Genomic DNA, 13,056 nt, shown 5'->3' on the forward strand with positions numbered 1-13,056 from the left:
AGGAGGACATATGGAACAGCAAGCGATTGTGGCTATTGCCGTCTTCTTAATTACCTATGCGATGATTATTACGGAGAAAATTCATCGTACGATCGTCGCGATGCTGGGCGGATTGTTGGTTGTGCTGCTGGGCATCGTGGACGTTGAATCAGCCATCTCTCATCATATCGATTTCAATACGCTGGGGCTATTGATCGGCATGATGATCATCGTGAGCATAACGGCCAAAACCGGACTGTTCACCTATATTGCGGTCGCAGCAGCCAAGAAGGCCAAAGGCGAGCCCGTGAAGATTCTGGTCGCACTCGCCATTATTACAGCCATAGGCTCGGCATTTCTGGACAATGTCACGACCGTTCTGTTGATCGTACCGGTCACATTCAGCATTACCAGACAGCTGAAGGTGCCGCCGTTTCCGTTCCTGTTTACCCAGATTCTGGCCTCCAATATAGGCGGGACGGCTACCCTGATCGGAGATCCGCCGAATATTATGATTGGCAGCGCCGTGCCGGAGCTGACCTTCATGGCATTCATTGAGAACTTGACGCCAATCGTCGTGCTCATCATGCTGGTTCATCTCCCTATATTCGTTCTGCTATTTCGCAAGCGTCTCCGGACGACGGAGGAATATAAGCAGGGGATCATGAAGATGGACGTAAGCGAATTGATTACCGACCGGCCGCTGCTGGTTCGCTGCCTGGTCGTTCTGGCTTTGACGATCGCAGGCTTCTTCCTGCACCAGACCTTCCATGTGGAATCGTCCGTCGTGGCGCTGACAGGGGCATTCGTCCTGCTGCTCCTCGCCGGAGAGCACGCCATGGAGGAAGCCTTCACCCGCGTGGAGTGGACAACCATCTTCTTCTTTATCGGGCTGTTTACGCTGGTTGGCAGTTTGGTGGATACCGGGGTTATCGGCGACCTGGCGGTGAAAGCCATGGAGCTGACGGGAGGCGATCTGGTTGCGACCTCAATGCTTATCTTATGGATGAGCGCGATCGCATCCGCCTTTATGGACAATATCCCCTTCGTGGCAACCATGATTCCGTTGATTCAGGAAATGGGCAATATGGGCATGCAGAATCTGGAGCCGCTATGGTGGAGCTTGGCGCTTGGGGCTTGCCTGGGCGGCAACGGAACGCTTATCGGAGCCAGTGCCAACCTCATTACGGCGGGATTATCCGCCAAAGAAGGCCATCCCATCACGTTCGTTCAATTTCTGAAATACGGATTTCCCTTCATGCTGCTTTCCGTCGGGATGTCTGCCGTGTATATTTATTTGAGATATTTGCTCTGACAGCCTCTCGTTCCTTATTCAAGGAGCGCCCGATTGCCTGGGTGATATATTTCATAGTTTTATGAAAGACACCGTGAGGTGTCTTTTTTGCATTGACCGAACAGCAGCAGCAGGAAAGGGATATACCGTCATGGCTGGCCGATAGTTTCGAAAGTCGAAATTTTCTAAAAAATTTATTCAGGATATGTCGAATTTGCAGTATACTGTTCGTCGACTTCATAGAGGCAAGCCAAAATCCAACCAATAAAGGAGAATAAAAAATGAAATACCTATGTTTGGGTTACTTCGATCAAGAGAAAATGGATTCCCGCCCTAAGGCGGAGATCGATGCTGTCATGCGCGAATGTCAGTCCCACCTCGAGGAACTATACAAGAGCGGCCAAGTGCTCATCGATGCCGGCCTTGCCTTGGAGAACAAGTGCTTGCGGAATGGGAATGGAAAGGTGAGGGTTACCGATGGCCCTTATATCGAAGCCAAGGAGATGATTGGCAGCGCGTTCCTCATAGAAGCAAGTGACATGGAGGAAGCAATCCGGGTGGCTTCCTTACATCCAGCCGTGCAAGTGGGTGCGGGCGAGCAGCTCGGCTGGGGTATTGAGATCCGCCCTATCCACTACTTCGAGAAGAGCGAACGGAAGTTCTAGTCATGTCAAGAACTTCAGACGTGTTTTATACCGCAATCCAACGACATCTGATTCTTACGTAAGCAGCATTAAGGATATGAGCGTTCTTGCCTGCTCCTCGAGTAGGCCAATTTCGAATTTGGCTTTCGACTCATAGTTCCTTTGACATGGAGACAAATGAAAAATTTTTACAATTCGAGTTACCTCCGCCACTATCAAGGACAAGCGGTTCGCTGTTAGAATGATACATGTTGTATTCGTTGTGATACTATACGTATCATTCTAATGGAGGTTATTCATTGATGAGTCGTAGGTTAAGCATGAGATGGAAACAGGGAGTGGCGCTGCTGCTTGCAGTAACGCTGGTTTTGTCGACCTTTCCGGCAGCGTCGGCCGCCGGCCGGGAAGGGCAAAGCAACGAAGATTATCAACAGATGGCGGATCTTATGAAGGTAGTCTATGCCGCGATGGCGGCATCAGACGGGAATGATGGAGAGAAGCCGAGCGAGCCCCCGGGAACGGGCGGCGCAGCGCCCTTATCGGCGCCGGCAGGGGCGGGGGCGCCATTGTCCTGGAACATGCTGTCCAAGGCTGGCGGAACCAGGCTCCCGATAATCTACGACGGGAATCATCCGGAAGTGAAGCTGAGTGCTGACGGGCGCTACATCGGCTTCAAAAAATTCGAGTACAAAGCGGAACCTCTGGAGATCAAGTCGGTCATCTCCGTTTACGACCGCGTGACCGGCGTCACGGATAACGTGATGGGCCCGGGCAGCCAGCAGACGGACCGAATGCTGCATTTCGATATGAGCGCCGACTCACGATACGTCGCTTACTCGTTTGAGCAGAATTTGATGGACCCATCGGCGCAAGTCTATTTATTCGACCGCGAAACCCGGAATCAAACCGTCATTACGGCCGTGGGCGGAGAGAGTTGGGATGATGCGTATTCGAACAGGGTGTCGATGAGCGCGGATGGCCGTTATGTCGTATTCGACTCGGCTGCCGCCGGTCTCGTGCCGGAAGACGACGACGACATCCGCGACGTATTCGTGTACGACCAAGACGACGGTTCGATTCAGCGCATCAGCACGCGCGCAGGAATGGAAGACTACGATCATGGCAACAGCATGGCTGCTTCCATCAGCGGCGACGGACGCTATATCGCGTTCCAGACGGATGCGAGACTCGTTGATGACGACTTAAATTTCCAGTCGGATATTTATGTCTATGACCGCGAGAACGATGCTGTCCCGTTCCAACGCATCAGCCTCGGGTTGAACGGAGAGGAAGCCGATTCCCGCAGCGGCGATCCGTCCATCAGCGCGGATGGGCAAGTGATTGCCTTTGAATCGGAGGCGAGCAACCTCGTTGAAGGCGATTCAAACGAACAGAAAGATATTTTTGTCTATGACCGGAGAAAGGCAGCTGCAACCCGGGTGTCATTGGGTGCGGGCGGGGTCCAATTCGCACGGGAGAGCGAGCGTCCGGTCATCAGCGACGACGGAGCGTACGTCGGATTTCAGTTCGCTTACCAATGGGTAGAGGATACGGACGACGACCACGACAACGACGAAGAGAACGATCTCCCCGAGGAGGCATACGTGGCGGATATCGCCTCGCAGATTGCCGTTCCCGTGACCGTGCCGAACAGTCCTCACCGGTTGGTCAATCCGAGCCAACGCCCGGTCGTCGGAGGCGGCGGAACGCTCGTCGCGTATTTCTCGAATTATTTGGACACCTTCGGCACGGAGGAGTTCGAGCTTCCGGGTATATTCATTGCAGCCAGAGGCGAAGCGCCCGTCTGGCCTGCGGGGAGCAAGCTGGAGCCGTCCGAACGGACGGACGAGAGCGTGAAGCTGAGCTGGCAGGATGCCGCCGATGCAGGCGGAATACTCGGCTACCATGTGTATGAGGACGGAACGATTATCGGCTATGTGCCATACTCGGGCGCGGGCGGCTCTTATACGGCAGCGGGACTCCTGCCGGGCGCCGATCACCTGTTCCAGGTGGAAGCGGTGAACGCAGGGTATCACGAAAGCTTCGGCGGCCCGACCTACAAACTGGGTGCGGGCGGCGAGAATCCGGGCGGCCAGCTGCGCGTCACCTGGGAAACCGACGACATGAGACACGGAATGCTGCTCGCGGGCAGCGAGCTGGTCTTTACTGCATACGGCGATCCGGGCAAGAAGGCCGATGCCGAGCTGACGTATTGGGTATGGAAGAACGAATCGGCACCGGAGACGCGCAAAGCGGTACTGCCTATGACGGAAACCGCATCGACTCCGGGCATGTACAGGATCACCTATAAAATGGAGGAAGGCACCAGCGAATTGACTTCGTTGAACGTCAAATTGACGGACCCCGCAAAACCGGGCGAGGCGGTGGAGAAGCAGGCGGGCGGTTTTCCGTTACAAGTGGCGGGCAGCCTGGCCATCGGGTTCGACAACCCGGGAGGGGCAAGTCTGAACGGCGGCATTCTGTCGGTGTTCAGCAGTCAATACGGCGAACAGATATCCGTTCTGTCCGGATCGGATCCCGTTACCGTCCGGGGAATCGTGCCGGGCAAAGACTATACCGTCGTGCTTCGCTCCGCGGATTATCGCTATGTGTGGGCAAAGCAGGAGCAGGTGCGGGCGGAGGCCGGACGGACGCGGACCATCAGCATGCCGGTCGTGCAGCCTGCGAAGGCCCGGTTCCAAATCGTCGATCCGACCGGTCTGCCGGTTAGCGGCGTTCGGGTCGAGCTGTTTGATGCGAAGCAGAATTACATCGGTTTCGATTACAGTGGCAGCGATGGTTGGACGAATTGGGAGGATAACCTGCAGGCGGGAGAGAAGCTGACCGCCAAGGTGGACATCGGTGAACGGCTGATGGAGCCGGTGCCGAATCAAGAGGTGCTGCTCGCGCCGGGCGCGAATGAGACAATCGTCAAGCTGAAGGCAGCGGGAGAAGGCCTGCTGGAAGGGTTCGTAAGGTCCCCGTCCGGCCAGCCCGTGAGGAACGCGCTGGTTACGTCGACGCAAACCTATCGCGGCCAGCAGGTCGTCCGCTCGGCGAGAACCAATCTGGAGGGCGCTTACCGGCTGTCGCTGCTGGCGGGAGAAGCGCAGCTGGAGGCATCGGAAGGTTCCTACCAGTACAGTACGGAGAACGCCCTCCAGGTCCAGATCGCCGAGGGTAAGACGACTACGCTGGACATTCCGGTGAAGCAGCCGGGCCGCGGCGTCGTCAATCTCGAGGTATATTTGAAATATATCGACAGCGAGTTGATCGGGCCTGTCAATCTGGAGCAGATGGGCTTCCTTACGCGAGTGGAATCGAAATTCGGCTGGATGACGGGTTATTTTCACAATGCTTATCATTTCCAGGGCAATCCGAACGATACCGTATCCGTATGCGTCACCGCCACGATTCCGGCTTACATGACGGCGTGTCAGGACGTGAAGCTGGATGCGAACGCGAACGGAACCGCCAAACTGTATTTGGAAGAAAAGGGCGGGCGCATCCAAGGTGCGCTGGCGAAAACCGATCACCGTTGGGTTTCGGGAAGACTCTACAAGATTAACGATAAAGGGTACAAAATATCGTCGGGGTACCTCGGGGACGAAGATTTCTCGGACAGCGGCTTCGATATCAACATTCCGGAGCCGGGCACCTACGTCATGGAGCTCACCCGGCAGCTCGAGGGCGCACAAGGGAAATACGAGTATGCGAGCGTGCAATTCACGGTCGCGGAGCAGCAGATTTTGCAGCTGGGGACGGTCGGGTTCACGGGCAGAAGCTATTTCTCTACTTATGACGGCAATTATTTCGCGGTATCGCCGAATCGGATCACGCCCGGCAGTACCGTCAGTTTCAGGGTCGGTTACAAGAACGGCAGCACATCGGCTGCCGATAATGCAAGCTTGCTGATCGACATACCGGAAGGGCTGACCCCCGTGGCGGACGCGGGCGGGCGCATCGCCGTTAGCGGGGACGCGGCGGCAGGGGAAGCCAAGCTGGAAGGGCGGACGCTGATCGTGCCGCTCGGAACGATTGCCTCGAAGAAATCCGGCACAGTCGGCCTTCAGGCCAAAGTCGATCCGGCATTTAATAAGAGCAAGGTCAATACGTCGGCCCGCATTCGCGCCGATATCGGCGGCGAACAGGTGGAGGAGGCGATTGGCAGCATACAGCTGGACGCGCCGATGGTAACGATTGACGCGCCGGACCGGGTGTTTATGAAGACGATTGCCCTGAGCGGACTTGCGCCCGCGGGCAGCGCCGTGAAGGTATATGACGGCAAGGCGCTGCTGGGCGCCGCGACCGCCGCGCCGTCGGGGACGTGGAGCCTGGAGGCTGAGCTGCCCGATCTGGGCGATCCGGGGATGCACGCGCTGCGCGCCGAGACGGAGGCCGGCGGCGCGAAGCTTCAGTCGGAGGCGGCTTATGTCAGCTACGACACGAAGAAACCGAGGCTGCTTGAGGTTGCGATGGCGCAAGCGCCTTCCGGCAAATGGGTGACGATGGACACGCGCCTGGGCGTTTCCCGTCTTCCGTATACCGTCGTTCCGGGAAATCCGTTCCAATTCGAGCTGAAATTCGATCGGCCGGACGATGTCGAGAACGTGTACGTTTATTTGGAGGGGCAGAGCGGAGAACCGGTGAAAGCCGTGAGGGACGGCGGCCTATTCCGCGCGATCGCTCCGACCGGCAAAGATTCCCTCGGCGACATCTATGTCGATTTCGATACGAAGCCGGAACCGTTCGCGTTCGACGTCAGCGACATACCGGCGCTCGACGAGATGCGGCAATCGCTTCCGCCGGCCATGCGCGACTTCGAGCTTGAGGTGACGTCTCCGTTCGAGCTGAAGAACGGCAAATCTTCGGGAACCGTGCGGCTGACGTTCCCTCAATTGGAAGATATGACGATGACGGTTACGCTCACGCTTGAGCCGAACGCGAATTATTCGGCCACGCCGGAGGAGATCGAGCTTGCCCAGCGTTCGGGAAGTCCGCTGCTAAGCGGCACGGTCGGACTGACGGAAACGGAAGACGGGTTCAAGACATTCGCGAAGGGTTACGTGCCGGCGGCAGTCCTGTTCCCGAACGGCTGGCCTGCCGGATTGAAAACGATGCAGGCATCCGGCGAGGCGGGCGCGTTCGCTCCCGACCCGACTTTCGTGGCCGTGACGACGGAGACGTACACGCAGTTCGGTCCGAACGGTTCGGAGTTCGGGACGTTCAACTCCATTAAGAACCAATATGACGGCATGCAGGGATTCGCCGAAAAAATCAACAAAATAACGTACAAAGTCCAAGCGAGCGGTTTAGATTGCCTATCGGAGCTTCCGCGCACGGTCAAGCAGGCGGGCAAAGCGCTTGTCGCCGTCGTCGGGGGCGAAGTCGCCAAGTTCGGGCTCGGCGTCTGGACCGCGGCGATGGGGCTATCGGGCGCAGGGGCGGTGGCGGCCGCGGGCACATCGGCGGTGATCGGGACCAAGATTGACAATTATGTCGACCAGCAAATCGATGCCGTCGGCACGGGCTACAACCAATGCCTGAACGAAGATGTCGATAAGGAGAAACGCAAGCGGTGGAAAATCGCCAAGCTGCGCTGGATCTACGACCCAAGCGGCTATGTGTACGAAGCCGTGCCCGGGAACCGGCTGAGCGGCGTAAAGGCGACGGTGCTCTATCAGGATCCGGATAGCGGGGAATGGACCGTGTGGGATGCGGGTCCATATGAGCAAATCAACCCGCATGATACGAATGGAGAAGGCAAATACGGCTGGGATGTCCCGCCGGGCAAGTGGAAGGTCGTCTGGGAGAAAGCCGGCTACGAAACGGTATCGAGTGCCGAGCTGGACGTTCCTCCGCCGCATACGGAAGTGAATGCGGGGATGGTATCCAGGGAAGCGCCGAAGGTGAAGTCCGTCCAAGGCTTCACATCTGCGGGCGGAAGCTACGCAGAGGTACTGCTGACCAAGCATGTGAAGGTAACGGAGCTCCCGGCTCAAGCCGTGACGATAATGGATCCCGAAGGAAAAGTGCTGGAAGGGACGTTGTCCTTCGAGAAAGCGGAGGCGAACCCGGCGGGTCCGGATGGCGAGCTGCTGTCGCAAATCGTCCGGTTTACGCCGAAGAGCGGCACGCTGGCGGCGGGATTGGGATATCGAGTAAAGGTGAACGCCGGATATTTCCAGAGCTATGCGGGCGTTTGGATGAATGAAAGTAATGAGGGCTTGTTCTCAGTCAGCATTCGCGATGAACAAGGTCCATCCGCCGCAGGCGCGGCAGTCGAAGGAGAAGGGATGATTATTCGCGTCACCTTCGACGAGCCCTTGGAGGCTGTGGCCGACGCGGCGAAATTGGAATGGAACGGCAGCGGAGAAGCAATCGCATCGGCGGTTCGATCCGCGGTCGAGGATGACGCAAACACCATTCTCATCAGCTTGAAAGAACCGCTGGCGGCCGGGGAAACCGGCGAACTGAAGCTGCATGCCGGGGTGGTCTCCGACATGGCTGGCAACGGCTCGAAGGAGAAGACGCTGCTCGTTTCCAGGCAGATGGTTTCGAACAATGCCGCGCTGTCGGGACTTTCAATAGAAGAAGGCGGGTTGACGCCTGACTTTGATCCTGAGCGGCTGTCCTATACCGTGGAGGTGCCGTCTTCCACAGAGCAGGTTCGGATTAATGCGGTAACGAGCGATCCGCAAGCGAAGTTAGTCATTGAAGGCATCGATGCCTTAAGCGGCGCGGCGGCCGCTGCAGCCATTCCGAAGGACGGCACTATTGATGTCCGCGTCATCGCGGCGGATGGCAAAACCGTCCGCGACTACACGATTCAAGTGAACCGTAAAGCGGATCCTGTATCGAGCGACGCGACGCTCTCGGCGCTGACGGTAACGCCGGGCACGCTGACGCCGGCATTCGATCCGGTGAAGGATGCATACAGCGTCACCGTAGGCAAAGATGTGACGTCGCTGCAAGTAACGGCGACGAAGAACGATCCGAAGGCGAAGAGCCTGACGATCAACGGCGATGCCGCCGTGAGCGGCACGGCGATGGCGGTAGCTATTCCGGCCGATGGCCTGATCACCATCGCCGTGACCGCGGAGGATGGAACGACCGTGCGGTCGTATAAGATCCAAGTGAACCGCGAAGCGGATCCGGTATCGAGCGACGCGACGCTCTCGGCGCTGACGGTAACGCCGGGTACGCTGACGCCGGCATTCGATCCGGCGAAGGATGCCTACAGCGTCACCGTAGGCAAAGATGTGACGTCGCTGCAAGTAACGGCGACGAAGAACGATCCGAAGGCGAAGAGCCTGACGGTCAACGGCGATGCCGCCGTGAGCGGCACGGCGATGGCGGTAGCTATCCCGGCCGATGGCCTGATCACCGTCGCCGTGACCGCGGAGGATGGAACGACCGTGCGGTCGTATAAGATCCAAGTGAACCGCGAGGCGGATCCGGTATCGAGCGATGCGACGCTCTCGGCGCTAACGGTAACGCCGGGTAAGCTGACGCCGGCATTCGATCCGGCGAGGAATGCATACAGCATCACACTGGGTATAGGAGTCTCGAAGCTGCATGTGAAGGCGACAATGAATGATCCGAAGGCGAAGAGTCTGACGATTAACGGCAAAGATGCCGTGAGCGGCACGTCAATGACCGTGACCATCCCGGCTGGAGAAAGCCGAGTCGAAATCGTCGTGACCGCAGAGGACGGCAAGAAGACCGCGACATACGACATTCAAGTCAAGCGAAACAACCCTGGACCCGGCCCGGGCCCCGGACCTGGTCCAGGACCGGGACCAGGTCCGGATCCGGACGAAGCCGTGATAAAGACGGAGAAGTTCACAAGCGGCAATGGCGGATCAGGACTGCTGATTGCACTCCGGAGCAGAGCGATCGAGAAGGCTCTGCAGTCCGATGCCAACGGACAAAAGCGGTTGAATGTTGAAGTCGGCGAGCAGGCGAGCGAATATGTGATGCGCCTTACTGCCGACACGCTGGCCGAGTTGAAGAAACATAACGCCAGCCTCGTCTTTAAACCGGGTGCCATGCTGGCCTCGATACCGGCAAGCATGATCCAATCGGCCGTGCTGCCGTCCGGCGCTTCTTGGAATCTCTCGTTTGCCGAGGTCACGGCTCAACAGGAGAAGGCTTACGCCGAAGCCGCGGCCCGGCAGAGCGGAAAAGCGCTGAAGCCGATCGGGAAGCCGATGATCATCGAGCTGGAAATGATGCAAGGACAACAAAGTACGCCGGTCGAGCTGCAGTCCGGTCATTCGATTCTCATTGAACTGTCGGCCGATACGGCTCAGCAGCAAGCTCTATACCGGTTCAATCCGAGCTTCAGCAGCTGGCAGTACGTCTGGAATCAAGAAGCGGCAAGCATGGAGAAACGCATCGCGTTCCCGATTCGCTCATCCGGGCATTATGCCGTCTTGGCGTATACGAATACGTTCACGGATATCGCGGGACATTGGGCGGCGCCGGACATACGCTGGACGGCGCAGCGGCTTCTCGTCAAAGGCGCAACGCCGAAATTGTTCATGCCGAATCAAGCGGTAACGCGCGCCGAATTCACTGTGCTGCTCGTAAGAGCAATAGGCCTTACGATCGCAGAGTCTGATAAAGGGGACGCGAGGTTTGCCGATGTTGGCAAGGGGGACTGGTATTACCCCGAGGTGGAAGCGGCCGCCGCTGAGGGACTGATGCAGGGAGTAATGGGCAGCCGGTTATCGCCGAATGCACCGATTACCAGGGAAGAGATGGCCGTTATGGTTTGGCGGGCGTATGCGTGGCTGCATGATGCCGATGATAGTCGGCCGAATTACAAGCTGCTCGACAAATTCAAAGACAAAGGCCGAATAAGCGGCTGGGCTAAGAAGGCCATCGCCCTTTCCCTTCAGGCAGGGCTTATCGAAGGAACTTCACCCGTGACCTTCGAGCCTGGAGGATTTGCGACAAGAGCGCAAGCTGCCGTCATCGTGAAACGGCTGCTGTCAGGACTGTAATCGAAAGCTCGCTTCTCACTATGCCCGAAGGTATGGTAGAGGGCGAGCTTTCTGCCTTCCGAAGGGCAAACTCCGGATCGACCTGTCTAGTCGTTTTTTGATTGGGCGGCATGATCTGGAAGGAATTCCGCGAAACGGGTGGAATGGATAGGGAAAGAAATGATGAAAGGATGATTCCGATGGCTCAAGCAGAAACAGCGGCGATTAAAAGCTGGCAGAGCGTACCCTTTACGAAGGTTGCGATCGATGATGCCTTCTGGCAGCCGCGACTGAAGGTGCTGAAGAGCACGACAATGAAGGCCTGTCTGGACAAATGCGAGGAAACCGGACGCATAGCCAATTTCGCCATAGCCGGCGGATTGATGGAAGGCAAATTCGAGGGCATTTACTACAACGACTCCGACGTGTATAAGGTGCTTGAAGGGGCTGCTTATGCCCTGATGACGGACCGGGATCCCGAGCTGGAATCGGAGATCGACCGGATTATCGATCTAATAGCCGCGGCGCAGGAATCGGATGGCTACTTATGCACCTATTTCACGCTGGAAGCGCCCGACCGCAAATGGTCGGACATGGAGAAGCATGAGATGTACAACGGCGGCCACTTGATCGAGGCGGCGGTTGCCTATTTCGAAGCGACGGGCAAAAGGAAGCTGCTCGACGTTGCCTGCAGAATGGCCGACCATTATGACCGTGTGTTTGGTCCGGGCAAGCGGCACTGGGTGGAAGGGCATGAAGAAATCGAACTTGCGCTTGTGAAGCTGTATCGCACCACCGGCGAGGAACGCTATTGGAAGCTTGCGCTCTGGCTGCTGGAAGAACGGGGCCGCGGCCATGGCGTCGGAGCGATTTGGGACAAAGAGGAGTGGGGGCCGGCTTACTGCCAGGACGATGTTCCCGTTCGGGACATCGAGAAGGTAACCGGCCACGCTGTACGGGCGATGTATCTGTACACCGCAATGGCGGATGTCGTGCATGCCTCGGGCGATGCGGCGTATGTCGACGCGCTGCACCGGGTTTGGGCACATACGGTAGAGCGGAATATGTATGTGACGGGCGGTATCGGACCGTCCCGGCACAATGAAGGCTTTACGCATGACTATGATCTGCCGAATGAATCCGCCTATTGCGAGACCTGTGCGGCCATTGCCATGGCGTTCTGGAATCACCGGATGAACCTGCTGTTCGGCGATGCGAAATATGCGGATGTCGTGGAACGGGAGATGTACAACGGGGCATTGGCCGGCATCTCGCTGTCAGGCGACAAATTCTTCTATGTCAATCCGCTGGCGTCGAAGGGAGATCATCATCGCGTAGAATGGTTCGGCACCTCCTGCTGCCCGACGAACCTGGCCAGATTCCTGCCCTCGATCGGCCAGTATGCCTATGCATCGTCGGATGACGGCCTTGTCGTCAATCAATACATGAATGGCGAAGCGGCGCTGGAAGTGAAGAACGGGACGAACGTCAAGGTGAAGCAGAGCACAGCCTACCCTTGGGATGGACGAATCGAGCTGACGGTTTCTCCGGATCGGGCGGACAGGTTCGCGGTTCGGCTGCGCGTTCCCGGCTGGTGCAGAGGGTATAAGTTAACGGTTCCAGACGGCCAAGTGCCGGGCTCGGAAGGATTAGTCGACAATGGCTATCTTGTTCTGGACCGCCATTGGATGCCGGGGGACAACGTTATATTGGAGCTCGATATGCCGGTTGGAGTCGTCCGGTCAAGACCGGAGGTAGAAGCGAACCAGGGCAGGCTTGCCCTCCAGCGCGGACCAATTGTATACTGCATGGAGCAGACCGATAATCCGGAGCTGTCATGCGACGACTTTACCCTGGCGGCGCGTGAACCGCTATCGGTCGAGCACCGGGAGGATCTGCTCGGCGGCGTAACTGTTCTGAGGGGCAAAGCGGCGGAAGGGAAGTCTTGTTTGTTCATCCCTTATTATGCGTGGGATAACCGGGAGGCCGGGTTCATGCAGGTATGGGTTCGCGAGGCGGAAGACCGGCATTTATACCGCTACTAAGGGCATGTTTAGCGTCATTGTCGTTATTTTGTAACAAAGAATGGCTGCCTTATAGAAATCCCTATTAACTACATAGGAAATATATGATATTATAGCGATAAATA

The 13,056-nt window shown here is 57.3% G+C and carries 4 protein-coding genes; all 4 read left to right on the forward strand.

The features are described 5' to 3' along the window. Window positions 1-10: 10 nt before the first annotated feature. Window positions 11-1,294 carry an ArsB/NhaD family transporter gene (locus tag L1F29_RS02190; protein ID WP_258386775.1) on the forward strand — a complete coding sequence of 428 codons (1,284 nt, stop codon included), beginning with the start codon at window positions 11-13 and terminating at the stop codon, window positions 1,292-1,294. Between the two features lie 260 nt (window positions 1,295-1,554). Next, window positions 1,555-1,938 carry a YciI family protein gene (locus tag L1F29_RS02195; protein ID WP_258386776.1) on the forward strand — a complete coding sequence of 128 codons (384 nt, stop codon included), beginning with the start codon at window positions 1,555-1,557 and terminating at the stop codon, window positions 1,936-1,938. A gap of 281 nt (window positions 1,939-2,219) precedes the next feature. Next, window positions 2,220-10,928, forward strand: coding sequence for a cadherin-like beta sandwich domain-containing protein (locus tag L1F29_RS02200; RefSeq protein ID WP_258386777.1), 8,709 nt, complete (start codon window positions 2,220-2,222; stop codon window positions 10,926-10,928). 179 nt (window positions 10,929-11,107) lie between these two features. Beyond that, window positions 11,108-12,952, forward strand: coding sequence for a glycoside hydrolase family 127 protein (locus tag L1F29_RS02205; RefSeq protein ID WP_258386778.1), 1,845 nt, complete (start codon window positions 11,108-11,110; stop codon window positions 12,950-12,952). Window positions 12,953-13,056: the final 104 nt, after the last annotated feature.

This window comes from Paenibacillus spongiae (assembly GCF_024734895.1).
In the GTDB taxonomy this organism is placed as follows: Bacteria; Bacillota; Bacilli; order Paenibacillales; family Paenibacillaceae; genus Paenibacillus_Z; species Paenibacillus_Z spongiae.

Coding starts and splice junctions, on each gene's coding strand:
- L1F29_RS02190 (WP_258386775.1), top strand. CDS start 11: ATGGAACAGCAAGCGATTGTGGCTATTGCCGTCTTCTTAATTACCTAT.
- L1F29_RS02195 (WP_258386776.1), top strand. CDS start 1,555: ATGAAATACCTATGTTTGGGTTACTTCGATCAAGAGAAAATGGATTCC.
- L1F29_RS02200 (WP_258386777.1), top strand. CDS start 2,220: ATGAGTCGTAGGTTAAGCATGAGATGGAAACAGGGAGTGGCGCTGCTG.
- L1F29_RS02205 (WP_258386778.1), top strand. CDS start 11,108: ATGGCTCAAGCAGAAACAGCGGCGATTAAAAGCTGGCAGAGCGTACCC.